We start from the raw sequence: 24,166 nt of genomic DNA, 5'->3' as shown, positions 1-24,166 counted from the left end.
GATCGATAATTTGTTTTGGGGAGGGGGCTTGGGGGCGCCCGCGCGGCACGTGGGGGCTCTGCCCCCACACCCCCGATTTCAATTGGGGGCCAGCCCCCAAACCCCCGAGGTATTTACAAACCAGAGAAGACAGGACCGACGTCGGAGCTTGGGGGCCGGTGCGCGGTTTGTCGGAGGATCATCATATGAAGAAGGTTTTGACGGGTTCGGCGTTTGCGCTGGTGCTGAGTGCGACGAGCGCGCTGGCAGGTGGGCATCTGTGCTGGGAAGGCAAGACGATGACCGAGGGCAAGCTGACCATGGCGACGGGCAACCCGGCCTATTACCCTTGGGTGCACAATGATGCGCCCGAAGCTGGTGAAGGGTTTGAGGCGGCGGTGGCCGCGGCGCTGGCCGAGGAGATGGGTGTGCCGGCGGAGGACGTTGTCTGGGTGCGCGCCGGCTTTGACGAGTCGATCCAGCCGGGCGCCAAGAACTTTGACGTCAACCTGCAGCAATATTCGATCACCGAGGACCGCGACAAGGTCGTGGATTTCTCGGCGCCGTACTACAGCTCGGCCATGGCGGTGCTGACGACCCAGTCGGTGGTCGATGGTGGCGCGGATGCGTCGCTCGCCTCGCTCAAGGGGCTCAAGTGGGGCGCGGATGCCAACACGACCGCCGTGCCGATGCTGACGGACCTGATTGGGCCGGAGAGCGATCCGCTGCTCTACAACGACAACACCGATGTGACGGCAGCCATGCAGGCTGGCCAGATCGACGCGGCGCTCTTTGACCTGCCGACGGCGCTGTATCTGGCAGCCGTGGTGGTCGAGGGCGGCGTGGTGCTAGGGCAGTTCCCGGCGGATCGCACCGAGAACCCCGATCAGTTCGGCATGCTCATGGAAGAGGGCGCGGCGATCAAGGAGTGCGTCGACGCGGCGATCATGGCGCTCACCGAGGACGGCACCCTGGCCGAGATCGAGGCCAAGTGGCTGGCCGAGGCCACCGGCGTGCCGGTCATCGAATGAGCGAGCTTTCGGCGGGTCCAAGTCGCAACGACGCCGCGCTGACCCGCCGGCAAGCCTATGACCGGGCGCTGAGACGGCGCTCGCTGCGCGTTGCGGCGGGCTCGACCCTGGCGGTGGTACTGGCCATCGTCATCCTCGTGCCCATGGCGCCGGGGTGGGCGCGTGTCCAGCAGAGCTTTTTCAACGGGGAGGTCTTTGCGCGGACCTTTCCAAGGCTGGTCGAGGCGTTCCTTTTGGACGTGGCGATCTTTGCCTGGTCGGCGCCGATGATCGCGATCCTGGGGCTGGCGATTGCGCTGGCGCGCGATGTGCGCAATCCGGTGCTCTACCCGCTGCGCCTCTTTGGGGCGGTCTACACCGACATCTTTCGCGGCGTGCCAGTGGTGCTGACGGTGTACCTGATTGGGTTTGGCATCCCGGGGCTGGGTCTCGACCGGCCGTGGAACTCTCCCTACATCTGGGGGACCGTGGCGCTGGTGTTGACCTACTCGGCCTACGTGGCGGAGATTTTCCGGTCCGGGATCGAGAGCGTGCACGCCAGCCAGCGCAATGCGGCGCTGTCGCTGGGACTCTCGGGGCAGGACACGATGCGCTACGTGGTGTTGCCGCAGGCGATCCGGCGGGTGATCCCGGCGCAGATGAACATGCTGATCGCCTTGCAAAAGGACGTCGCGCTCTTGAGCTTTATCGGCCCGGTCGAGATTTTCCGGCAGGCGGGTGTCTTCAAGTCGCTGCTGGCGAATTTCACGCCTTACGTGGTGGCGGCCTGCATCTTCCTCGTGATCACGATCCCCGCAACGCGGCTGGCCGATCACCTGATTGCCAAGCAGAACCGGGCGCGCTCCTGATGCTGCGGCTGGAGAATGTGCAGAAGTCCTTTGGCGACACGAAGATCCTCGACGGGATCTCGCTGGAGGTCTCGAAGGGTGAGATGGTCTGCCTGATCGGTGCTTCGGGCTCGGGCAAGTCGACGCTGCTGCGGTGCCTCAATCTGCTCGAGCCTCTCGACGACGGGGCGATCTGGCTCGGTGATCAGGACATCGCGGAGCCCTCGCTCGACCCCCAGCCGATCCGTCAGCGCATCGGGATCGTGTTCCAGAGCTTTAACCTCTTTCCCCATATGACCGCCGAGGAGAACGTGATGCTCGCCCCGCGCCGAGTGCGGCGGGTCTCGCGCGATACGCTCCGCCCGGAGGTCACGGCGCTGTTCGAGCGGTTCGGGCTGGCGGACCGGATGCAGCACTACCCCGACCAGCTGTCGGGCGGGCAGCAGCAGCGCGTGGCGATCGTGCGGGCCTTGGCGATGCGCCCTCAGATCATGCTCTTTGACGAGATCACCTCCGCTCTCGACCCCGAGTTGGTGGGCGAAGTGCTGGAGGTCCTCAAGGCGCTCAAGGCCGACGGGATGACCATGGTGCTGGCGACCCACGAGATGGCCTTTGCCCGCGATGTGGCGGACCGGGTGTGCTTTCTGGACCGGGGGCGGATTTTGGAAAGCGGGACGCCAGAGCAGATGTTCGGCGCGCCGAAGGAGGCGCGGACCCGGGATTTTCTGGCGCGGGTTTTGTGAGGGTTTGGGTTGAGGCGATACGTATTGAGTAGAACTGAAATAAGGCTCTCGCAGTCTGCGCAAATTGCTTTGTCCAAACGGAAAAGAACCGTCTGAAGATGCCAATTGGATTTGATACTGAAGACGTGTGGCGCTCGCGGAATCGCGGGTTCCAAATGGGTGTGATCCAGCCGGATGGCGTCGTGATCCATCTCACCGGACAAGTAGCTTGGACCGCTGGCGAAACGATCGTCGGCGTGAACGATATCGAAGCCCAGACCCGCCAAATTTTTGATAACATATCTAAATTACTTGGAAAGGTGGGCGGCACGCTGGCCGATGTAGTCGCGATTACCACACATTACACGGATCAGTCGCAACTGCCTGTTATCCAAGCCGTAAGACGCGAAGTCTTTGAAGCGGGACAAGAACCGGTTTCGACGTCCGTCATGGTCGCGGGGTTGGGGCATCCGGACTTCTTGGTTGAATTGACGCCAATTGCTGTCGTGCCTCGGGATCGTTTCATTGAACAGTAAAGTTGGCGCTGCTGGAGCCCTTCCCCTTACCGCCGATGATACGTCAGCGCATTCCCGATCAGGGTCGCGACGGGGCCGCGCGGGAGCGAGGTGCCGGGGGTGAAGTGGATGGCGCGGTTGCCTTCGTAGGTGAAGTCGTCCGGGAAAAGCGCGCGGAACTCGGACAGAAGCGTCGTCTGGCAGTGGGTATAAAGCGCGTATCCGCCGGTCTTTGGCAGGCCCAGCCGGATGGTCGAGCCAGACCTGGGTTCGGGCGTGAGGTAGGCGGGCTGACACCATTTGAGCGTTTCTTCGAGGCGGCCGATCTCAGGCCGGCTTGCCGCCACTTCGAAGATCAAGGCACGCAGTTCGAGAAGGCCGGGACGGCATGCCTCGGGCATCGCGGCAAAAGCGGTTTTGACTTTGGGGTCCTGGAAGGGAGGCTCCATGGGCGCAATAGAGCACGCGCGTGAACCTCGGTCCAGTTGTGATCGCGTATGTAGGCGTTGAGCGGGACGGGCTGGTTGCGCTTTCGATGTTCTTGTTTCAGTCTCACGCACAGTCGCTACGACGGAGACCGACCATGTATCCCCTCAGCCACATCACTCTCGGGACCAACGATCCGGCGCGGTCGGGGCGGTTTTACGACGAAGTGCTGGGCGTGCTGGGCTTTGAGCGCCTGCCAAAGCCGCCGGGCAAACCGCCGGCCTACGAAAAAGGCGGAATGCCGACGATCTATCTCTACGCGCCAGAAGACGGACGCCCCGCGACGTGGGGCAACGGCACGCATGTCGCCTTTACTGCGGCCTCGCATGAGGAAGTGCGGGCGTTTCACGCCGCAGCGCTGCGCCTTGGCGGGTCGTGCGCCGGTGCGCCGGGTCCCCGCCCGCACTACGGGCCGGCGTATTACGCGGCCTACGTGCGCGATCCCGACGGCAACAAATTGCAGGCGGTGTGCTACGGCGCGGGCTAGTCGAACGGGAATAGCGTCCAGCGGTTGACCAGAGGAACTCAGGCAGGTGACGCGACCACGGTGTAGGGCGCCTCGAACCAGTGTTCTTCGAGGTTCGCCCCCTCTCCGATCCGGTCGACCACCGCAAAAAGGCCCGGAGCGTGGAGCGGGGTCAGGACGCCGTGCCAGGTCCCCTTGTGGAAATTGATGGCCTGGCCGGGCGCGGTTGCGAACGCGCGCGGCTGGCCGGGTTTGCCGCCTGCATCCTCGGCGACGATCACGAGAAAGCGGTCCATGCTCATTGGGATGAACGCCTGCGAGCCGGCGGGATGGCGCTCCATCATCTCGAGTGTGAGGGGGAGCTGACGCGGTTCGGCCTTGAAGAGGCTGATCCCCGCGCGGCCGTCCGAAAAGTCGAGCCGGGCCAGGTCGTGATACCGTCCGCACAGCCCCTGATTGATGATCTTGCCGGGCTGGCCTGCGGCCTCCATCACGTCGCCGTAGGCCGCGAACGCCTCCGCGGTCAGGGGCAGGATAGGGACGTCGCGGCTCACCGCGCGACCTGATCCGCGAGGCGGAGTTCGGCGATGCGCTCGACCTGGCGGCAGGCTTCGGCAAACTCGGCGGCGGGATCGTTGTCGATGCGGCGGTGGAAGGCGTCGAGGATCGTCGCCTTGGTGTTGTCCTTGACCGCGATGATGAAGGGAAAGCCGAACCGGGCCGTGTAGGTCTCGTTGAGGCGGGTGAAGGTCGCGCGTTCGGCATCGGTCAAGGCGTCGAGCCCGGCGGACGCCTGCTCCGCCGTCGAATCCGCCGTCAGGCGTTTGGCTGCGGCGAGCTTGCCGGCAAGGTCCGGGTGGGCGCGCAGCACGCCGAGCCGCTCGTCGTGAGAGGCCGACCGGAAGGCGCGGCAGAGCGCGGAATGCAGGCCGGCTGCGCTGTCGTGCGCCGGCCCGAGCTCGAGCGCCCACGCGCGCTCCGCGACCCAGGGCGAATGCTCGAAGATGCCGCCGAAGCGGTCGATGAACGCGGCCTGCGACAGGGAGGTGGGACGACTGACACCCCCTGCCCCGCTGGGGTGCTCCCGCGCCCAGTGCTCGGCGATCTCGAGGCGCGTTGCGAACCAGACGCCCGCATGGCGGCGCATGTGATCCAAGGCGCGCTGGAGGGCGGCTGCCCGGCTGGGCCGTCCGATGATGCGGCAGTGGAGCCCGATCGACAGCATCTTGGGCGCGCCCGCCTCGCCCTCGGCATAGAGCGTGTCGAAAGCGTCCTTGAGCATCTGCTCGAACTGGGCGCCGTCGGTGAACCCGGCCTGGATGGCAAACCGCATGTCATTGCAGTCCATCGTGTAGGGGACCACCAGCTGGTCCCGATCCGCGTGCCGCACCCAGTAGGGCAAGTCGTCGGCATAGCTGTCGGCGACGTAGGCGAACTGCCCGGTCTCGGTCACGAGCCGCTCGGTGTTCATGGAGCAGCGCCCGGTGTACCAGCCGCGCGGCGGGGCGCCGGTGACTTCGGTGTGCAGACGGATCGCCTCGGCGATCTGGGCGCGCTCCTCGTCCTCGGACATGTCCCTGTGTTCGATCCATTTCAGACCGTGGCTGGCAATCTCCCAGCCTGCCGCCTGCATCGCGCGCACCTGCTCGGGCGCCCGCGCAAGCGCGGTGGCGACCCCGTAGACCGTGACCGGCAGATCTTTGAGCATCCGGTGCACGCGCCAGAACCCCGCCCGCGCGCCGTACTCGTAAAGCGATTCCATGTTCCAGTGCCGCTGACCCGGCCAGGGCTGCGCGCCGGTGATCTCGGACAGGAACGCCTCGGAGGCCGCATCGCCATGCAGGGTGCAATTCTCGCCGCCCTCTTCGTAGTTGAGGACGATCTGCACCGCGATCTTTGCCCCGCCCGGCCAGTTGGCGTTGGGCGGCGTTTCTCCGTACCCGGTCATGTTGCGTGGATAGCGATGCACGGTGGCTCTCCTCGACCCTGTTCCGGGCACCCCGCCCGAGCGCCATTCCAGAGCAGGCCAGCGCGGGTTTCAATCCGTTTTTTGCAAGGCGAAGCGCTATCGGCGCTGGACGCGGCGCGCACGAGGTCAGTGCAGGCGTTTTGCACCGGCCTTGCGGGATGGGTGATATCACCGATCCTACGGGTGGCCGCCTCTTGCTCCGCCCGGCAATCTTGGGTCATCTGCAACGAGGCCAAGCGTGGAGCGCCCCCCAATGTACGACCTTGCCATCCTCTGGGACTGGATCGCCTTTGCGGTGCGCTGGCTGCATGTCATCACGGCGATGGCGTGGATCGGCGCGTCGTTCTACTTCATCGCGCTCGACCTGATGCTGAAACCGAACGACGCGCTCCCTGAAGGCGCCAGCGGCGAGGAATGGGAGGTCCACGGCGGCGGCTTCTACCACACCACCAAATACATGGTCGCCCCCGCGCGCCTGCCCGAGCACCTGACCTGGCACAAGTGGCAAAGCTACTCCACCTGGCTCTCGGGCGCGGCGCTTTTGATGATCATGTACTGGGTGGGGGGCGAGATTTACCTGCTCGACCCCACCAAGGTCGATCTGGCGCTGTGGCAGGGGATTGTGCTCTCCGGCGGCTCGCTCGCCATCGGTTGGCTGATCTATGACCAGATGTGCAAGTCAAAGCTGGCGGACAACCCCACGCTGCTGATGCTACTCCTCTTTGTCGTGCTGGTGGCGATGTCGTGGGGGTACAACCAGGTCTTTACCGGGCGGGCGGCGCTGCTGCACCTCGGCGCCTTTACGGCCACGATCATGACCGCCAACGTGTTCTTCCAGATCATGCCGAACCAGCGCATCGTCGTGGCCGACCTCAAGGCGGGGCGCACGCCCCATGCCAAGTACGGCAAGATCGCCAAGGTCCGCTCGACGCACAACAACTACCTGACGCTGCCGGTCGTGTTCCTGATGCTGTCGAACCACTACCCGCTGGCCTTTGGGACGGCGTATGCGTGGATCATCGCCTCGCTCATCTTCCTGACGGGGGTGACGATCCGGCACTACTTCAACACGATGCACAAGACCGGCAGGGGACCGCACTGGACCTGGGGTGTCACGGTTCTGTTGATGCTGCTGATCGCGTGGCTCTCGGTCGCCCCGATGCAGGACCGGCTGGAGGAGGCCGAGGCCCGCGCGCTCACACCGTTGGAGGAGACGTTCGCCGCGGCAGACGGGTTCGAGGCGGCCTACGACGTCGTGCTGGGCAATTGCTCGATGTGCCACGCGCGTGATCCCTTCTACAGCGAGACCATGCACTGGGCACCCAAGGGCGTGCACCTTGAGACGGTGTCCGATGTCGCGCGGCACGCCGAAGCGATCTACCTGCAGGCCGGGCTCAGCCATGCCATGCCGCCTCCGGGCGCGATCTCGACCATGACCGAGGAGAACCGCCTGGCGCTCGTCGCCTGGTACCGGAACGCGACCCGGCGCGGCGACTAGCCCGCCTTTGTGGAAAGGCGCCGCCCCACTACGCCCACCAGAAGCGCAGCCACCAGCAGAAATGCGGCGCCGAGGGTCCAGGCCACCGGCGTGGAGATCGCCTCGGCGACAGCCCCCGCAAGCACCAGACCCAGCGCCGCTCCCAACTGCTGGATCAGGGAGCGCAGCGACAGCATCGTCGAGCGTTGCCGGTCTTCGACACAGTCATGCAGGATGCTGCTGGCGGGCGTCTCGGTGATGCCGAGCACAACCGAAAAGGCAATGAACGCCGCAACGAACCCGAGGGCACCGCCCTGCAGCGCCAGCGCCACCTGCACGCAGGCCAGAGCCGCAAAGGCCGCCCGAAGCGTCACCGCATGGCGCCGCTTGAACAGACGGCTGACATGCGGCGACAGCCAGGCCCCGAAGGCAATCGCAAAGAAGTACCCGGCCGTCAGCGCCCCGATCGCCGTGTTGGCGTAGTCCGGGTCGAGGAGCGGCTTGGCATAGGTCGGCCAAAGCACTTCGACCGGGTTCGTCGCCATCAGGAAGAAGGCAAGCGCGGCAAGCAGCAAGGGCAAGACCGGGTGCGTCAGCGCAAGGCGGCCCGCCTCCCCGATCACCTCCGGCACCGCGACGAACCCCGCCTTGAGGGCCCGCAGGTGCAGCGGCCGCGGCGTCTCGTCGATGCCGAACCAGGTGTAGGCGAGGACACCCAGCATGACGGCAAAGCTCGCCGCATAGCTGACATCGTAGGCGCTGAACCCCGCGCGTTCGGCCAGCGGTCCGGCAACGTCCGGGAGCAGCCCACCTGCCACCCCCCCCAGCGCCAGCCCCATGGCGCCCGCCCATTGCGCCTTGGCAAGGACCGGTTGCACCTCCGCGCCCGGCGCCGCGCGACGGTAGGTTTCGACGAACCAGGCATCGAGCGTGCCGGACCTGAGCGCGCGCCCGAACCCGATAAACGCAAACGAGAGGGCGAGCACGGCAAACGCGCTGGTCGACAAAAAGAGCGCCAGCGAGATCAGACTGGCGATCACGGCCGCAAGAAACACCGGCTTGCGCCCGATCCGGTCCGCCAGCCCGCCGAACGGCAGCTCCATCGCCATGGTCGTGACCGAATAGACCCCAAAAAGGAGCGAAATCTGGAAAAGGTCCATACCCCGGTCGGTCAATGCCAGCGCGACCACCGCCACCGTCAGCCCCATCGCGAACCGGTCGAGGAACTGGTGCAGCTGAAACACCCTCACATGCCGCCGCGCCAAAGGCGGCAGCGCATCGAACGAAAAGTCTGTCCCCGAGGTCATCGGCCTACCATCCTTACCAATGGTGCGGCGTGCAATCGCCTTTTGGGCAATTCAGCTGGCAAAGCGTTTGAGCCACCCGCAAATCATGCGCCTGCTGCCATCGCTTTATTGTTCTAGCCTAGGCCATTGGACGAGGTGCATCAGGTCATGCCGGCATCAAAAGCCCACCAGATGGTTCTGGCGACCCACGAAATGGCCTTCGCGCGCGATGTGACGGACCGAGTGTGCCTTCTGCACCGGGGGCGGATTTTGGAGAGCGGGACGCCGCAGGAGATGTTTCGTGCGCCGAAGGAGGCGCGGACCCAGGATTTTCCGGCGCGGGTTTTGTGAGAGGCATCGCCTTACTGAAAAGTCTTCTGGCACACCGAACGGCACGCCGCCACGTCGCAAATAGCACATTTAACTGTAATGGACCGTGCAAAGCTCCAACGTGAAGGACTTTCATGGCGGAGCGCTATGTCCCAGCTGCTCGAATTTATACACAACACGACTTACGAAGACTTACCCGCGCAGGCGATAGCAGACGCCAAACGCGGTTTGCTCGACACATTGGGCGTCGCGATTGCGGGCTCGCAAACAGAGTTGTCGCGGATCATTCGATCTCACGCTGTAGCACACTTTGGCGCGGGCACCGGACCAGAGTCGCCTCTTTGGCTGGACGGAAGGATGGTTTCCAGTGTGGGCGCGGCGCTAGCGAACGGGATGACAATCGACGCGCTGGATGCGCACGATGGCTCGAAGCCGACAAAAGGGCATGTCGGATGCGGCGTCGTTGCCGCTTCGCTCGCATTGGCACAATGCCCATGCAGCGGGCAAGAGTTGTTGACCCGCATCGTCATTGGCTACGAAGTGGGGACCCGCGCGGGTATCGCGCTTCATGCCACCGCTTGCGACTATCATACCTCCGGTGCCTGGATTGCTCTTGCAGCGGCAGCCATCGGAGCGCGCACGCTTCGTCTGGAAAAAAGCCAGACACTGCACGCGCTCGGGATCGCGGAATATCACGGACCTCGAAGCCAGATGATGCGTTGCATCGACCATCCGACGATGGTCAAGGATGGCTCGGGTTGGGGGGCTATGGCTGGTGTCTCGGCGGCTTATCTGGCCCAAGACGGCTTCACTGGTGCGCCTTCGGTCACTGCTACGGGCCCCGATGTCTCGCACATCTGGTCCGACCTGGGGAAGCGGTGGTACGTCGGTGAGCAGTACATCAAGCTTTATCCGGTCTGCCGCTGGGCGCAGCCTGCCGTGGAAGGCACTCTGAAAGCCATAAACGATCATGGGCTTGAGCCGCACGACATTAAATCGATCGAGGTCGAAACGTTTCACGAGGCTGCGCGCTTGACCGCCATTCCGACAACGACAGAGGAGGCGCAATACAGCTTGCCGTTTTCAGTCGCTGCTGCCGTGCTGGCAGGCACAATCGGACCAAGCGAGGTCTCTGCGGCTTGGTTCTCTCAAGGTTCAGTATCGAGCCTCGCACAACGCGTATCGACACGCGAGAACGAGGCGTTCAATCAGGCTTTTCCCGCGCGGCGTTTTGGCGACGTCCATGTGACGCTCAAAGATGGCCGGGTGATTTCCTCGGGACGGATCGAAGCTCAAGGCGACCCGGAGACTCCGCTGCCTGCAAAGACCATTGAAGACAAGTTCTTGCGCCTCGCCTCCCCGGTGATCGGGACGGAGAGAGGAGAGGCCATTCGCAAACTTGTTGCTACATTGGATGTGGAGCGCGAAGTGTCAGGTTTGTTGGATGCACTGGCCGCCCCCCATCACACCAATTTGATGTGACCTCCTGACGCACTAGGCTCACCCTCATGCCATTGCCCGGGCACGGGCCACGACCGAGGGACTTCACATGTATCGTTTTCTGAGCGCCACGGCGCTGACACTCACGCTGGCACTGCCGGCGGCGGCGGAGAGCTTTTCCTGGGCGGGGACGACCGACCCGCAGACCATGGACCCGCACGCGGTGAACGCGGCCCCGGTGCTGGGCTTTCTCAACAACGTCTACGAGGGCCTCGTGCGGCGCGGCAAGGACATGTCCGTCGAGCCGGCGCTTGCGACCTCCTGGGAGGCGCTCGACGTCGACGGCGACGGCGGCGGCTGGCGGTTCACGCTACGCCAGGGTGTGAAGTTCCACGGCGGCGAGGACTTCACCGCCGAGGACGTGGTCTTTTCCTACGAACGGGCGTCGTCGCCTGAATCCGACACCTCGAGCTGGTTTGCCGGCGTGACGGATGTGATCGCGGTGAACGACTACACCGTCGACATCCTCACATCCGTGCCAAACCCGATCTTCCCCGACAGCATCGCCAACTGGATGATCATGGACAGCGGCTGGGCGGCCGCGAACGGCGCCGAGCGCCCGGCCAAGGATTCCGAGAACGCCGCGACACTCAACACCAACGGCACCGGCGCCTTTGTGCTGACCGAACGCCAGCCGGGCCTGCGCACCGTTCTGACGCCGTTCGACGGCTGGTGGGGCGAGGCGGAGCACAACATCACCGAGGCGACGTTCACCCCGATCCAGAATTCGGCCACGGCCGTGGCGGCGCTGCTCTCTGGCGACGTCGACATGATCAACCCGGTGCCGATCCAGGACGCGGCGCGGCTTGATGGCCGGGACGGCGTGCAGGTGATCCGGGGGATCGAAGCGCGGGTGATCATGCTCGGCATGGCGCACGGCGCCGACCTCTTGAAATACGGCACCAACGCGGGCGACGCGAACCCGTTCACCAACGTCAAGGTGCGCCAGGCAGTCGCCCATGCCGTCAACGTGCCGGCGATCCTGCAGACGATCATGCGCGGCAGTGCGGAGCCCGCGAGCCAGCTCGTCTCCCCCGCCATGCGCGGCTTTGTCGAGAGCCTCGCCGAGCGCCCGGCTTACGATCCCGAGCGCGCGCGCGAGCTCTTGACCGAAGCGGGCTACCCGGACGGGTTCGGCTTTGGCCTCAAATGCCCGAACGATCGTTACCTGAACGACGAGGCGGTCTGTCAGGCGGTGGTCTCGATGCTGGCGCAGATCGGGCTCGAGGCAGAGCTCGATGCGATGCCGGTGCGCAATTACTGGCCGGAGCTGCGCGAGGACAATTTCGACATGTACCTGCTGGGCTGGTCGCCGGGCACGTTCGATCACGAGCACCCGATCCGCTTCCTCGCCTCGACGCCGAACTCGGAGAAAAAGCTCGGCAGCTGGAACTTTGGCGACTACTCCAACGCGCGGATCGACGAGCTCCTGCCGATGATCCAGGCCGAAGTGGACGACACCAAGCGTCAGACAATGATGGAAGAGGCGGTCTCGCTCTATCAATCCGAGCAAGCTTATGTACCGCTTTACGTGCAGCCGCTGGTGTGGGGGACGCGCGACAACATCGAGCTGACGCAGCGCCCGGACAACTTCTTTATCCTGCGCTGGGTGACGGTAAACTGATTAGGCTGCGGGCACACACTACGCCGGGCGGAGATGTCGCAGTCTCCGCCCGGCAAATTCCGTGACTTTGCAAAAGGTGCGGCTATCGTTTCCCCTACGGAAACAAATGCAACAGGAGAAGACCACTATGCGTGAAGCAGCAGGCATTGCCACACTCCTCGTCATGCTGACACCGACAGTCACGCTCGCCATGGGCTGCAGCGGCGCACACAAGATGGAAGCCGAAACCGCCTCCATCAGCTGCGCCGAGGGCATGTCCTACGACGCGGAAGCCAAGAAATGTGTGGAGATGGTGGGCTAGGCGCACCTCTCACATGGCACGGGAAAGGGTCGGCGCGCCGGCCCTTTTTCTTTGCCGCGCGCATTGCCGCTTTGCGCGGGCTGTTGACGGAAAGTTTAACCCAATCGCCGGCGCGCCGCGTATATGATGAAACAAACGGGAGATCTGACATGCTGAAAAACCTAACCGCACCCGCGCTGGTTGGCGCGCTTGTTCTGGCACCGGGCCTTGCGCTGGCCGCAGGCGGAGGCGGCTCGACGCCGGCCACCACCAGCACGACCAAGCAATGCACCAAAGGCCAGATCTACGACGCCGACAGCAAGGCGTGCGTGGACGCGCAGGAAAGCTCGCTGACCGATGACGAGCGCTATGACGCCGCGCGCGAGTTCGCCTACGTCGGCCAGTACGGCGCTGCACGGGCGGCGCTCGAGGCGATGACGGTCCAGACCGATGGGCGGGTGCAAACATATCTTGGCTTCACCGCGCGCAAGCTCGGCGACATGGATCAGGCTATGGTCCACTACACCGCCGCCTTGGAGCAGGACCCGGACAACATCCTCGCGCGCTCCTACATGGGCCAGGGCTATGCCGAGCTCGGTGACATGGACGCGGCCAAGATGCAGCTGACGGAGATCCGCAAACGCGGAGGTCGTAACACTTGGGCCGAGTTCTCGCTGGCTCAGGCGATCCGCACGGGTGCTGGGTACGCGTACTAACGACATGGCCATTTAGCCGGCGCGTGAGCAACGAAAGTTCACGCGCCGACCCAAGGGGTGGCGCATCGCGCCGCCCCATGGGGGCGGGTCGGCACGGCCTGACAGTGCCTGTCAGGCGGACGCTCTGATCTAAGCGCGCATTTTAAGGCTGACGGGCGACGCATATTAAGTCTAGTGTTGTTGCCGCGCGAAACTTGGCTCTCGCTTCGCCCCACTTGAGGCCCCTCCCCTCCGCCGCTATCTGCTGAGGCAGACTTGGGCAGGCGGGATGGACGTGGCCAAACCTTCCAGAGATCACAGCACCAATGGCACCCGGACGCAGTGGATGCAGAACCTCGTGCTGCGCGGGATCATCCGCTGCCTGCTCGCCCTGCCCTACACATGGCGCGTGCCGCTTATGGGCTGGGCGGCCCGGACGCTTGTGGCCCCAATCGCAGGATGGCGGAGCCGCATTCGCGAGAACCTCGCCTACGTGCGACCCGACCTCTCCGAAGAAGAGGTGACCGGCCTCACCCGCGCAGTCCCCGACAATGTCGGGCGCACGTTGATCGAGATCTACTCAGGCGCCGACTTCGTCAAACGCGCGGTCGCGGCACCGATCGCGGGCTCGGGCCTTGCAGCGCTCGAAGAGGCGCGTGCCGAAGGGCGCCCCGTCATCCTCGTCACCGCGCATTTCGGCAATTACGACGTCGCCCGCGCCAATCTGATCGCGCGCGGGCACAACATGGGCGCGCTCTACCGGCGGATGTCGAACCCGTGGTTCAACGACCACTACGTCGCGGCTATCTCTCAGATAGGCGAGCCGATGTTCGAGCAGGGGCGCAAGGGCATGACCCAGCTCGTCCGGCACATCAAAGGCGGCGGCGTTCTGGGCATTCTGACAGACCTCAACGCCTTCGGCGCGCCCAAGCTCAATTTCTTCGGCAAGCCCGCCTTTACCTCGGTGATCACCGCCGAGCTGGCGCTCAAGTACGACGCGGCGCTGATCCCGATCTACTCGGTCCGGCAGTCAGATGGCATGAGCTTTGAAGTCCGGGTTGAGGCGCCCATCCCGCACACGGACGCCGAGACGATGACGCAGGCCGTCAACGACAACCTCGAGGCGTTGGTGCGGGAGCACATGCACCAGTGGTTCTGGATTCACAAACGCTGGAAGCCGGGCCGTAAGGAGCGGGTTGCGGCGGCGGGCGGTAGCTAACTTATTTGCAGAAACCGGTCGTTCACGCGCCGACCCGAGGGGTGGCGCATCGCGCCGCCCCATGGGGGCGGGACGGCGCGGCCTGACGGTGCCCGTCAGGCAGGCGCTTTGATTTAGGCCGTAGTGAACGCGTATTCTACTGGGAGTGCTATGTACCCCTATGTTCACTCGTCCCGGCCTTGAGCCCGGACCTCAAAACAAAACAGGCGAGGCCCCGGATCGTAGTCCGGGGCGCGATAGCTCCGTGCTCGGACGTACGCCATCCGATCTCGCGCCGAGAAATCCCTACCGAAGCTGCGCCGCGCTGAGCACCATGCCATAGCCCTCGGCCTGCACGATCACCACCACGGGTGCGTCACCGGCGGCCTCTGCGGTCAGCTCGAGGGGCGCGGCGGCGTCCCATGTGGCGAGCGTCTGCCAGGACGTCACGATGTTGTGGTAGGTTAGACGCTTGCCGCGGTTTTCGCCGCGCTTGATGTCGACGGTCTGCTCGGGCGTGTAGCGCACAAGGTGCACCTCGGCCGCAGGCACGTCGGAGAGCGCGGTCGCGACGATTGCCACGCTGTCGCCGCTCCGTGTCAGCTCGAGCGCGACCACCGGCTCGGCCATGGCGTGTTTCTGGATCAGCTCGGCCACGTCCATCGGGCGGGAGCCGACCACGGGATGCAGCCCGCCGACCACCATCTGGGGCGTGTAGATCATCCGCTCGTTCCAGGTCTTGGCGTAGGCGCGTTGGCGCTGGGTGTGGGCCGGCTTGGCAAAGATGTCCTTCCACCCGATGTAATCCCAGTAGTCCACATGCAGCGCCAGCGGGATCACGTCATCGCGCTCGGCCAGCTCGCCCAAGAGCTTGTCCGCGGGCGGGCAGGAATAGCAGCCCTGGCTGGTGTAGAGCTCGACCAGCACCACACGCCCCTCGCTTTGCGCCGACACCGAGGCGGTCAGGGCGGTCAAAAGAGCAGCGGCAGTGGCCAGAATGCGCAGCATGGGAGCAGTCCTTTGGGTCTTGGCAGCCAGCCCCACATAGATGGCCCGGGCGCGCGGCGCCAATCAAGCCTTGGTGAGGGATCAAACTGTTTCCGTGACCTTATGTTGCAGCGCCCGGATTGCGTTGCAGAGTCGGCGCCTCGCTAAGCGCAGCGCCACTACCGCTCGTTGTGGCCCTTACCGGCGAGGATGGCGGCGGCGGCCTTGGCCGCGCGGCTGTCCTGCGTCTCGCGCTTTTTGGCGGACCCGACGTGCAGCGCGTGGCTTTTCCGGCGTCCCGGCGTGAGCGCGTCGAACGCCTCCGAGACTTCCGGCGCGGCGGCGAGCATCTCCACCAGTGCGTCCGGCAGGCTGACGTCCGTGGCCGGCTTGGGGGGCTTCAGACCTTGCGCGGCATAGCCCCTGGCCTCCGCCAGATAGGCGCTGATCGTGCCCGCCAGCGCGCGCACGTCCGCCGCGGATGTGAACCGCAGCGCATCCGCAAAGGCGGTGTTCGGACCTTGCGGGGTCAGCACACCCTCGGGGTCGGCCATCAGCCCAGCGTGAAAGAAACTGAGCCGCACTTCGGACCGGAACGCGCCAAGGATCGCGATGTTTTGCCCGTGGGCGGTGTAGCACGGATGGCCCCACTTGACCGTCTCGGTCAAGCCCGCGTCACGGCAGAGCGCGCGCAGTTCGCTGAGCGCTTCAGACCAGACCCGCGCCGAACAGTCCGCAGTGGCGAACCGCGCACAGCGCCCGCAGCCCTTGGTGAAGTAGTCTTCGATCTCGGTGATCATGGAGGAAGTCTAGCGCAGATTGCCCACGACCCGTAGCACAGATACAAAAGTTCACGCGCCGTCCTGCGGGGTGGCGCAATCGCGCCGCCCGTTTTGCCGAAGGCAAACCTTTGGTTTGACGGGGGCGGGCCATGCCGGAGGCATGACGCGGCCTGACGGTGCCCGTCAGACGGGTGCTCTGATCGAGGCAAGCAATTCGATCTAAATGAACAGCACTTGTTTGAAAGCCTGCCGGTGTACCCTGCAAACCCGTCCGGGACGGTGCTGGCAGCACGTACCGGGCACGATCTCAAAAAACTGTATGCAATCGTACACAAAATTGTCGCACCCTCTTGCGCACAAGGGTTTCGGGCGGCTATTGCAGCGCCAACGTATCCCAAATTGCCAGCCGGAGGAGCGCCAGCCCCATGCCCATCACCGTCGGACAAGACAGCTCGAACACCCGCAAGACCCTCACCGTCGGAGGCCAGTCGGTCTCGTATTACTCGATCGCGGCAGCGACCGAGGCGGGCCTCGGGGATTTCTCCAAGCTGCCCGCGGCGCTCAAGGTGGTGCTCGAGAACATGCTGCGGTTCGAGGACGGCAAGACGGTCTCGACGGACGACATCAAGGCGTTCGCCGAATGGGCCGACAAAGGCGGGAAGAACCCGCGCGAGATCGCCTATCGTCCGGCGCGCGTGCTGATGCAGGACTTCACCGGGGTTCCGGCTGTGGTCGACCTTGCAGCGATGCGCGACGGGATCGTGGCGCTGGGCGGTGACCCGGAAAAGATCAACCCGCTGAACCCTGTGGACCTGGTGATCGACCATTCCGTGATGATCGACGAGTTCGGCAACCCGCGCGCGTTTCAGATGAACGTGGACCGCGAGTACGAGCGCAACATGGAGCGCTACACCTTCCTCAAGTGGGGGCAGTCGGCGTTCAACAACTTCCGCGTGGTGCCTCCGGGGACGGGCATCTGCCACCAGGTTAACCTCGAGTACCTCGCGCAGACCGTCTGGACGGACACCGATCAGAACGGCGAGGAAGTCGCGTACCCCGACACGCTGGTCGGCACCGACTCGCACACCACCATGGTGAACGGCGCGGCCGTTCTGGGCTGGGGCGTTGGCGGGATCGAGGCGGAGGCAGCCATGCTCGGCCAGCCGATCTCGATGCTGATCCCCGAAGTCGTGGGGTTCGAGCTGACCGGCGCCATGGTCGAGGGCACCACCGGCACCGACCTCGTCCTCAAAGTTGTGGAGATGCTGCGCGAAAAGGGCGTCGTCGGCAAATTCGTCGAGTTCTACGGCGCGGGCCTCGACAGCCTGCCGCTTGCCGACCGCGCGACCATCGCCAACATGGCGCCGGAATACGGCGCGACCTGCGGGTTCTTCCCCATCGACGGCGAGACGCTGCGCTACCTCCGCGTGACCGGCCGGGACGAGGACCGCATCGCGCTGGTCGAAGCCTACGCCAAGGAGAACGGCTTCTGGCGGGACGCGGACTACGCGCCCGTCTACACCGACACGCTGCACCTCGACATGGGGACCATCGTGCCGGCGATCTCGGGTCCCAAGCGCCCGCAGGACTACATCGCGCTCGACAAGGCGGCGACCACGTTCCACGCCTATGTCGACGGCCAGCGCGGCAGCGACAAGGCCGCCAAGGAGTGTAAGACCCGCTGGGAGGCCGAGGGCGGCCAGCCCGCGCCGGTCGACATCCCGGGCAACACCGGCAGCCACGCCATGGGCTATAACAAGGACGCCGGCTACCAGCTGCACGACGGCTCGATCGTGATCGCCTCGATCACGTCCTGCACGAACACGTCGAACCCCTACGTGATGATCGGCGCGGGCCTCGTGGCGCGCAAGGCGGCGGCGCTTGGCCTCGACCGCAAGCCCTGGGTCAAGACGTCGCTCGCACCGGGCTCGCAAGTAGTCTCCGCATACCTCGAGGCCGCGGGGCTCCAAGACGATCTGGACAAGATCGGGTTCAACCTCGTTGGCTACGGTTGCACGACCTGCATCGGCAACTCCGGCCCGCTCGAGCCGTCGATCTCGAAGACGATCAACGACAACGACCTGATCGGCGTGTCGGTGCTCTCGGGCAACCGCAACTTTGAAGGGCGCATCTCGCCCGACGTGCGCGCCAACTACCTCGCCTCGCCGCCGCTCGTGGTGGCCTACGCGCTGGTCGGTGACATGAACGTCGACATCACGAAAGAGCCGCTCGGCCAGGACAAGGACGGCAACGACGTCTTCCTCAAGGACATCTGGCCGACCGCCCAGGAGGTCGCCGACCTCGTCGAGCAGACGGTGACGCGCGCCGCCTTCCAGGAGAAATACGCCGACGTCTTCAAGGGAGACGACAAGTGGCAGGGCGTCGAGACGACCGAAAGCCAGACCTACGACTGGCCGGCCACCTCGACCTACGTGCAGAACCCGCCGTATTTCCAGGGCATGACCATGGAGACGCGCAAGATCGAGAACATCGAGGGCGCCAAGGTGCTGGCTCTGCTGGGCGACATGGTCACGACCGACCACATCTCCCCCGCCGGGTCGTTCAAGGAGACGACGCCCGCCGGCAAGTACCTGACCGAGCGCCAGGTGCAGCCGCGCGAGTTCAACTCCTACGGCTCGCGCCGGGGCAACCACGAGATCATGATGCGCGGCACCTTTGCCAACATCCGCATCAAGAACGAGATGCTAGATGGCGTCGAGGGTGGCTACACTAAAGGCCCGGACGGCGCGCAGACGTCGATCTTTGACGCGGCGATGGCCTATCAGGAGGCGGGCACACCGCTCGTGATCTTCGGCGGTGAGCAGTACGGCGCGGGCTCCTCGCGCGACTGGGCCGCCAAAGGGACTGCGCTGCTGGGCGTCAAGGCGGTCATCGCCGAGAGCTTCGAGCGCATCCACCGCTCCAACCTCGTCGGCATGGGCGTGATCCCGTTCGAGTTCACCGGCGGTGACACGCGCAATTCTCTGGGGCTCACGGGCGAGGAGACCGTCTCGATCCACGGGCTCGACACGGTGTCGCCTCTGGCCGAAGTGCCGGCGACGATCACCACGGCGGACGGGTCGACCAAGGAAATTACGCTTAAGTGCCGGATCGATACGGCGGTCGAGATCGAATACATCGAAAACGGCGGCGTTTTGCACTACGTTCTTCGGAACCTGGCCAAGGCGGCCTGACATATCCCGTAGGGTGGGCAGATTTGCCTACCCTACCTTGCCCACCGGAGCGCTGACCTGCGATGAAGTTCCCGCCGTTCTACACGCTTGTGGCCGCCGTTCTGGCGCTGATCCTCAATGCGCTGCCGCTGCTCGAGGTCGGCTCGCGGGCCTTTGGCGGGCTCGTCGCTTTGGCCGGTCTCGTCTTGGCCGGATGGGCGGCGTACCAGTTCCGCGGGCGCCGGACACCGATCCACCCGGGACAAGCACCCGCCGCATTGATCACCACCGGCCCCTTCGCCTTTACCCGCAACCCGATCTACCTCGGCATGATCCTGATCGTCCTCGGCATTGGGTTCAGCCAGGGCAGCCTGCTGGGCCTCTTGCCAGCAGCCGGTCTCTGGTGGCTCCTCGACCGCGACTTTGCCGCGCCGGAGGAGGCCGCGCTGGTGACGGCGTTTGCGGAAGAAGGCGAGACCTACGTTGCGCGTGTGCGGCGCTGGATCGGAGCGTAGAAGGCGGTTTCACACAATTCTGAAATTCGTACGCTTGGCTGTTGTCGGAGCCTCCGGCGGTGGGGTGAGCGGGCTCCTCGAAAACGCTCCGGGGGAGCGTTTTGCCCGAGAACGGGCGGAGCCCTTTGGGAAGATGAAGCTGGAGCCTGGCGCGCTGTTTTGACGGCTGGCCACAGTGGGCGACGTTTGGGTGCCTGCGTTATCCGCCTGCTCCCATCGCCGCGGCGCGCTCCATGGCGGGGCGGAGGGCTTCTTCGAGGACGCGGGATGTGACGGGGCCGGCGATGCGGCGCACGACCGTGCCGTCGCCGGCGATCACAAAGGTCTCGGGCATGCCGTAGACCCCCCATTCGATGGCCATTCGGCCGCGTGGGTCGGCGCCGAGGCCGGTGTAGGGGTTGCCGAGTTCTTCGAGGAACACTTCTGCGTTGGCCAGCGGGTCCTTGTAGTTCACGCCATAGATCGGGATGCCTTCGTCCGCGAGGCGCTCGAGGGTGGGGTGTTCGGCGCGGCAGGGCGCGCACCAGCTGGCCCAGTAGTTGACGAGCACAACCTCTCCGCTGCGCAGGTCTGCGTCGGTGAAGCCAGGCTCGTCGGAGAAGGGTTCGGCAAGCACGGCGGGGGCGGAGGCGCCTTCGGCGGTAGAGGGCAGCTCGCCCTGCCCGTCTCGATTCATCCCAAAATAGGCCATGGCGGCAAAGGCCACGAAGAGCACGGGCGGCAGGGCCATGAGGGGCGAGACTTTAGCCATCGGTAGACCTCGCCGCGCAGGCCTCGGCCGCGCGGAGCGCGCGCGCAGTGGTGCGGTATTGGCGGACAAACACGATGACAAGCGCCAGCATCAACGCGAGGCCCCCGGCGTAGGAAAGCAGCACCTCAGTGGCGTATTTGCCAAGGTCGACGTTCAGGGTCCAGCTCATGCGCGCACCTCCCGCGCCTCGAGCACGGCGATGCGGCGCTGGCGGATCAGCATGATCGTGCGCGCCAGCACGAGCGCGAGGAACATCAGGCCAAAGCCCACCATCGCGGTCACGAGCGGCAGGAAATAGATGTCCGAGATCGTGCGCCCACCCGTCGCCACGGGCACGGTCGTGCCCTGGTGCAGGCCCTGGTTCCAGAAGTTCACGGCGTAGCGGCTGAGCAGTGCAAAGACCGAGCCGACAAGACAGAGCACGGAGGTCAGGTCGGCGGCCGTCTCGGTGTCCTCGATCGCGGTCCAGAGCGCCATGTACCCGAGGTAGAAAAGGAAGAGGATGAGGAAGGATGTCAGGCGCGGATCCCAGGCCCACCACGTCCCCCACATCGGCTGGCCCCAAACCGCGCCGGTCCAGAGCGCGATCAGTGTCATCACCATGCCCACGGGCGCCGCCGCGCGTGCAGCAAGTGCGCTAACGTGGTGGCGGCGGATCAGCCAGATCAGCGAGCAGACCAGCATCATCAGCCAGGCGTTGATCGCCATCAGCGCGGACGGCACGTGCAGGTAGATGATCTTGACCGTGGACTCGAACTTGTCAGCATTGGGGGTGAAAAAGAACCCCCAAACGAGGCCGAGAACCGTCAGGATGCCTGCCGCCCAGGCGACGAACGGCAAGAGGGTTCCGGCGAGGCCGGTGAACTTGCGTGGATTGGCGTATTCCCAAAGCGACATGGGCGTCATTTAATCCCGATCTTTGCGCAGCGCCAGTGACATACGCGTGTCCCGGCCAGACTGCGCGCGCTTATCGCAGGGTCATGCGCAAGACCGCCGCGGTAGCGAAGGGCAAGAGCGCCACGGTGCCGAGCGTGATGCCTCCAAGCAGCGCCAGCGTCGGGCCAAGGTCGAGCCCTTGCGTCCCGCGCCGCGCCACCTCCGCGCCAAAGATCAGCGTCGGCACATAGAGCGGCAGCACGAGCAGCGACAGCAGCAGCCCTCCGCGCCGAAGCCCTACGGTGAGCGCGGCGCCAAACGTGCCGATGGCGCTGAGCGCGGGCGTGCCGACGGCGAGCGAGACCAGCACCCAGGCAAAGCCGGATGCAGGCAGCGAGAGCAGCACGCCGAGGCCCGGCGCGATCACGATGAGCGGCAGCGCGGTGGTCAGCCAATGCGCGAGCGCCTTGATGAGCGCGGCGGCCTCGAGCGGCAGCGGCGCGGTGGCCAAACGGTCGAGCGAGCCGTCCTCGAAGTCGAGCGCAAAGACGCGGTCGAGCGAGAGGAGGCACGCAAGCAGCGCGCCCAGCCACAGGATACCCGGCGCGATCTCGGCCAGCAGCGCGGTGTCAGGCCCCACGGAGAACGGCACCAGCACGACGACGATCAGGAAGAAGGCCAGCGCAAGGCCGAACCCACCGCCCGCGCGCACGGCAAGGGCCATGTCGCGCAGGAGCAGCGCCTTCATTCAAACGCCTCGTCAAAGCCCCGGGGACCGGTGCTTTTGGCCACGAAGGGGCTGACGTCGAGCGTTTCGGCGTCAAGGCCGAGGTCGATATGGGTGGCGATCAGCGCGGCGCCGCCGCCCGCGAGGTGCTCCCGGACCAGCTCTGCGAAGGCTTTGACCGTGAAGGCGTCGAGCGACACGGTCGGCTCGTCCATCACCCAGAGCGGCCGCTGCGCGACAAGGATGCGGGCAAGGCCCACGCGGCGTTTCTGACCGGCAGAGAGCTTGCCTGCCGGGCGGTCGCGCAGTCCTTGCAGGTCGAACGCGTCGAGTGCCGCGTCGATGCCGGCTGTGCCAAAGACCTCTGCCCAGAAGCTCAGGTTTTCACCGACAGTAAGCGCCGTCTTTATCCCGTCGGCGTGGGAGGCGTAGGCGGCAGCGCCCTCCTCCATCTCGATCGTGCCGTCGAGGGGTGGTTGCAGGCCGGCGATGGTACGCAGGAGCGTCGTCTTGCCGATCCCGTTGGGACCGCGCAGGATGAGCGCGCGTCCCGCCGTGACGTCGAACGTCAGCCCTTCAAGCACCGCCGTCCCGCTCCGGCCCACGGCGAGGTCGCGGACGGCGAGCACGGGCTCAGACCGGGAAGAGCGCGCAGGCGACGCGGCGCCCCTCGCTCAAAAGGATGTTGTATGTGCGGCAGGCGGACGGCGCGTTCATCGGCTCGGCACCGATCCCGGCGTCCTCGACCGCCTTGCGGAATGCGGGAGGCAGGTGCGCGATGTCCGCGCCCGTGCCGACAAAGAGCACGTCGATCTTGCCGGCGAGCGCAAGGATTGCCTCGATGTCATCATACCCGCCCCAGGCCGCCACACCGGTCGGCGCCACGATCTGCGGGCCCTCGTGGACTTCGCCGCCGATGCGGAAAAATCCGGGCCCATAACCGTCGATGGGCGGGGCGTCGGAATAGTCGATCTCGTTCAGGCGCATCGCTCAGACCCGCCTCAGGCGTCGACGTTGGCGAATTGGGTGCCGGCGTTGGCGTCGGGCTTGGACCAGTCACGCTTGACCCCGAGCCACAGCAGCATCGCGGAGGCGACGAAGATCGACGAGTAGGTCCCGATGATTACGCCCCAGATCATCGCAAAGACAAAGCCGCGGATCACGTCCCCGCCGAGGACAAAGAGCGAGATCAGCGCGAGCAGCGTCGTCACCGAGGTCATCACCGTGCGGCTCAGCGTCTCGTTGATCGAGATGTTGAGCACCTCTTTCAGTGGGCGTTTTTTGTACTTGCGCAGGTTCTCCCGCACGCGGTCGAACACCACCACCGTGTCGTTGAGCGAGTAGCCGACGATGGTGAGCAGCGCCGCGATGATGGCGAGATCGAACCGGATCTGCAGCTCGGAAAAGATGCCGATGGTCAGCAGAACGTCATGCACCAGCGCCACCACGGCCCCGAGGGCAAACTGCCACTCGAACCGCGCCCAGATGTAGATCAGCACCGCGCCGATGGCGAGGACCACGGCGATGACCGCCGTCTGGATCAGCTCGCCCGAGACCTTGGGACCGACCGATTCCACGGACGTGAACTCGATATCCGGCGCAACGGCCTGCAAGGCGGTCAGCACGTCGTCGACGATGGCGCCCGAGACGCTCTCCTGCCCCTCCTGGGCCTGGATGCGGATCATCGCGACATTCTGATCGGGGCCAAAAGTCGGATCGAACACCTCGGTGATCGTCACATCCCCAAGCTCCAGCTGGTCGATGGCTCCGCGGTAGGCGGCGACGTCGACCGGCTGCGCGCTTTCGGTGCGCACCGTCGTGCCACCGCGGAAGTCGATGCCGTAGTTCAGCCCCTGCAGGAAGAAGGACACGAACGCCAGCACCATCATCAGCGCCGAGAGACCCAGCCACAGCTTGGAGCGGGAAAAGAAGTCCCAGGACGTCTCTTTGGGAACCAGTCGCAGGCGCAT

27 protein-coding genes are annotated in these 24,166 nt (G+C 65.2%); 14 read left to right on the top strand and 13 right to left on the bottom strand.

The features are described from left to right. The first annotated feature begins 185 nt into the window (after positions 1 to 185). From ACU0B3_RS17990 to ACU0B3_RS17975, 4 genes are all read left to right on the top strand, one after another. Positions 186 to 1,010, top strand: a complete 825-nt coding sequence (locus ACU0B3_RS17990) for an ABC transporter substrate-binding protein (protein WP_446262265.1) — start codon at positions 186 to 188, stop codon at positions 1,008 to 1,010. Beyond that, positions 1,007 to 1,858 (top strand): amino acid ABC transporter permease, encoded by an 852-nt coding sequence (locus ACU0B3_RS17985; RefSeq protein WP_446262264.1) that lies wholly within the window; start codon positions 1,007 to 1,009, stop codon positions 1,856 to 1,858. The genes ACU0B3_RS17990 and ACU0B3_RS17985 overlap by 4 nt, the downstream gene beginning before the upstream one ends. Beyond that, entirely contained in the window at positions 1,858 to 2,580 is a 723-nt protein-coding gene (locus ACU0B3_RS17980; RefSeq protein WP_446262263.1) for an amino acid ABC transporter ATP-binding protein, read from the top strand. The genes ACU0B3_RS17985 and ACU0B3_RS17980 overlap by 1 nt, the downstream gene beginning before the upstream one ends. A 98-nt stretch (positions 2,581 to 2,678) precedes the next feature. Further along, positions 2,679 to 3,095: a RidA family protein gene (locus tag ACU0B3_RS17975; protein WP_446262262.1), complete on the top strand. Its 417-nt coding sequence runs from the start codon at positions 2,679 to 2,681 to the stop codon at positions 3,093 to 3,095. Positions 3,096 to 3,121: 26 nt separating this feature from the next. On the opposite strand, the gene ACU0B3_RS17970 is transcribed toward ACU0B3_RS17975, so the two are convergent. Continuing rightward, a complete protein-coding gene (locus ACU0B3_RS17970; RefSeq protein ID WP_446262261.1) occupies positions 3,122 to 3,523 on the bottom strand; it encodes a DUF1801 domain-containing protein in 402 nt (133 codons plus the stop codon). Positions 3,524 to 3,657: 134 nt separating this feature from the next. Between ACU0B3_RS17970 and ACU0B3_RS17965 the strand changes: the two genes are divergently transcribed. Beyond that, positions 3,658 to 4,047, top strand: coding sequence for a VOC family protein (locus ACU0B3_RS17965; RefSeq protein ID WP_446262260.1), 390 nt, complete (start codon positions 3,658 to 3,660; stop codon positions 4,045 to 4,047). A gap of 38 nt (positions 4,048 to 4,085) precedes the next feature. On the opposite strand, the gene ACU0B3_RS17960 is transcribed toward ACU0B3_RS17965, so the two are convergent. Both ACU0B3_RS17960 and puuE read right to left on the bottom strand, forming a co-directional pair. Beyond that, positions 4,086 to 4,580 carry an ureidoglycolate lyase gene (locus tag ACU0B3_RS17960; protein ID WP_446262259.1) on the bottom strand — a complete coding sequence of 165 codons (495 nt, stop codon included), beginning with the start codon at positions 4,578 to 4,580 and terminating at the stop codon, positions 4,086 to 4,088. Beyond that, complete coding sequence (gene puuE, locus ACU0B3_RS17955; protein ID WP_446262258.1) at positions 4,577 to 5,995, bottom strand: allantoinase PuuE; 1,419 nt, start codon at positions 5,993 to 5,995, stop codon at positions 4,577 to 4,579. Before puuE ends, ACU0B3_RS17960 begins: the two co-directional genes overlap by 4 nt. A 253-nt stretch (positions 5,996 to 6,248) precedes the next feature. Here puuE and ACU0B3_RS17950 point away from each other — a divergent pair, with 253 nt between their 5' ends. After that, entirely contained in the window at positions 6,249 to 7,493 is a 1,245-nt protein-coding gene (locus ACU0B3_RS17950) for a urate hydroxylase PuuD (protein WP_446262257.1), read from the top strand. On the opposite strand, the gene ACU0B3_RS17945 is transcribed toward ACU0B3_RS17950, so the two are convergent. Then, complete coding sequence (locus ACU0B3_RS17945) at positions 7,490 to 8,779, bottom strand: MFS transporter (protein WP_446262256.1); 1,290 nt, start codon at positions 8,777 to 8,779, stop codon at positions 7,490 to 7,492. The genes ACU0B3_RS17950 and ACU0B3_RS17945 overlap by 4 nt on opposite strands. A gap of 147 nt (positions 8,780 to 8,926) precedes the next feature. On the opposite strand from ACU0B3_RS17945, the gene ACU0B3_RS17940 reads away from it, so the two are divergent. The 6 genes from ACU0B3_RS17940 (at position 8,927) to ACU0B3_RS17915 (ending at position 14,406) form a co-directional block, all read left to right on the top strand. Beyond that, entirely contained in the window at positions 8,927 to 9,109 is a 183-nt protein-coding gene (locus tag ACU0B3_RS17940) for a hypothetical protein (RefSeq protein ID WP_446262255.1), read from the top strand. Between the two features lie 126 nt (positions 9,110 to 9,235). Beyond that, positions 9,236 to 10,570 (top strand): MmgE/PrpD family protein, encoded by a 1,335-nt coding sequence (locus tag ACU0B3_RS17935; RefSeq protein WP_446262254.1) that lies wholly within the window; start codon positions 9,236 to 9,238, stop codon positions 10,568 to 10,570. 67 nt (positions 10,571 to 10,637) lie between these two features. After that, on the top strand, positions 10,638 to 12,212 hold the full coding sequence (locus ACU0B3_RS17930; protein ID WP_446262253.1) for an ABC transporter substrate-binding protein: 1,575 nt from the start codon (positions 10,638 to 10,640) through the stop codon (positions 12,210 to 12,212). A gap of 127 nt (positions 12,213 to 12,339) precedes the next feature. After that, positions 12,340 to 12,513: a hypothetical protein gene (locus ACU0B3_RS17925; protein ID WP_446262252.1), complete on the top strand. Its 174-nt coding sequence runs from the start codon at positions 12,340 to 12,342 to the stop codon at positions 12,511 to 12,513. 149 nt (positions 12,514 to 12,662) lie between these two features. Then, entirely contained in the window at positions 12,663 to 13,208 is a 546-nt protein-coding gene (locus tag ACU0B3_RS17920; RefSeq protein ID WP_446262251.1) for a tetratricopeptide repeat protein, read from the top strand. Positions 13,209 to 13,482: 274 nt separating this feature from the next. Then, on the top strand, positions 13,483 to 14,406 hold the full coding sequence (locus tag ACU0B3_RS17915) for a lysophospholipid acyltransferase family protein (RefSeq protein ID WP_446262250.1): 924 nt from the start codon (positions 13,483 to 13,485) through the stop codon (positions 14,404 to 14,406). 285 nt (positions 14,407 to 14,691) lie between these two features. On the opposite strand, the gene ACU0B3_RS17910 is transcribed toward ACU0B3_RS17915, so the two are convergent. Together ACU0B3_RS17910 and ACU0B3_RS17905 are read right to left on the bottom strand one after the other, a co-directional pair. Further along, positions 14,692 to 15,393 carry a DUF1223 domain-containing protein gene (locus ACU0B3_RS17910; RefSeq protein ID WP_446262249.1) on the bottom strand — a complete coding sequence of 234 codons (702 nt, stop codon included), beginning with the start codon at positions 15,391 to 15,393 and terminating at the stop codon, positions 14,692 to 14,694. Between the two features lie 158 nt (positions 15,394 to 15,551). Beyond that, positions 15,552 to 16,172 carry a YdeI/OmpD-associated family protein gene (locus ACU0B3_RS17905; RefSeq protein ID WP_446262248.1) on the bottom strand — a complete coding sequence of 207 codons (621 nt, stop codon included), beginning with the start codon at positions 16,170 to 16,172 and terminating at the stop codon, positions 15,552 to 15,554. Between the two features lie 407 nt (positions 16,173 to 16,579). Here ACU0B3_RS17905 and acnA point away from each other — a divergent pair, with 407 nt between their 5' ends. Beyond that, positions 16,580 to 19,348: an aconitate hydratase AcnA gene (gene acnA, locus ACU0B3_RS17900; protein WP_446262247.1), complete on the top strand. Its 2,769-nt coding sequence runs from the start codon at positions 16,580 to 16,582 to the stop codon at positions 19,346 to 19,348. Positions 19,349 to 19,410: 62 nt separating this feature from the next. Further along, a complete protein-coding gene (locus tag ACU0B3_RS17895) occupies positions 19,411 to 19,842 on the top strand; it encodes a methyltransferase family protein (protein WP_446262246.1) in 432 nt (143 codons plus the stop codon). 199 nt (positions 19,843 to 20,041) lie between these two features. Here ACU0B3_RS17895 and ACU0B3_RS17890 read toward each other — a convergent pair whose 3' ends face one another. The 7 genes from ACU0B3_RS17890 to secF form a co-directional block, all read right to left on the bottom strand. Further along, positions 20,042 to 20,593: a DsbE family thiol:disulfide interchange protein gene (locus ACU0B3_RS17890; protein ID WP_446262245.1), complete on the bottom strand. Its 552-nt coding sequence runs from the start codon at positions 20,591 to 20,593 to the stop codon at positions 20,042 to 20,044. Beyond that, positions 20,586 to 20,762, bottom strand: a complete 177-nt coding sequence (locus ACU0B3_RS17885) for a heme exporter protein CcmD (RefSeq protein ID WP_446262244.1) — start codon at positions 20,760 to 20,762, stop codon at positions 20,586 to 20,588. The genes ACU0B3_RS17890 and ACU0B3_RS17885 overlap by 8 nt, the downstream gene beginning before the upstream one ends. Continuing rightward, entirely contained in the window at positions 20,759 to 21,490 is a 732-nt protein-coding gene (ccmC, locus tag ACU0B3_RS17880; protein WP_446262243.1) for a heme ABC transporter permease CcmC, read from the bottom strand. Before ccmC ends, ACU0B3_RS17885 begins: the two co-directional genes overlap by 4 nt. Before the next feature lie 70 nt (positions 21,491 to 21,560). Further along, positions 21,561 to 22,217 carry a heme exporter protein CcmB gene (gene ccmB, locus ACU0B3_RS17875; RefSeq protein ID WP_446262242.1) on the bottom strand — a complete coding sequence of 219 codons (657 nt, stop codon included), beginning with the start codon at positions 22,215 to 22,217 and terminating at the stop codon, positions 21,561 to 21,563. Further along, positions 22,214 to 22,825: a heme ABC exporter ATP-binding protein CcmA gene (ccmA, locus tag ACU0B3_RS17870; protein ID WP_446262241.1), complete on the bottom strand. Its 612-nt coding sequence runs from the start codon at positions 22,823 to 22,825 to the stop codon at positions 22,214 to 22,216. Before ccmA ends, ccmB begins: the two co-directional genes overlap by 4 nt. A 4-nt stretch (positions 22,826 to 22,829) precedes the next feature. Continuing rightward, positions 22,830 to 23,183, bottom strand: a complete 354-nt coding sequence (locus tag ACU0B3_RS17865; RefSeq protein WP_446262240.1) for an Mth938-like domain-containing protein — start codon at positions 23,181 to 23,183, stop codon at positions 22,830 to 22,832. A 14-nt stretch (positions 23,184 to 23,197) separates the two neighbouring features. Further along, a complete protein-coding gene (gene secF / locus ACU0B3_RS17860; protein WP_446262239.1) occupies positions 23,198 to 24,166 on the bottom strand; it encodes a protein translocase subunit SecF in 969 nt (322 codons plus the stop codon).

The sequence above is a fragment of the Pseudaestuariivita sp. genome (genome assembly GCF_052825805.1).
This window is presented reverse-complemented; position numbering and strand designations above follow the sequence as displayed.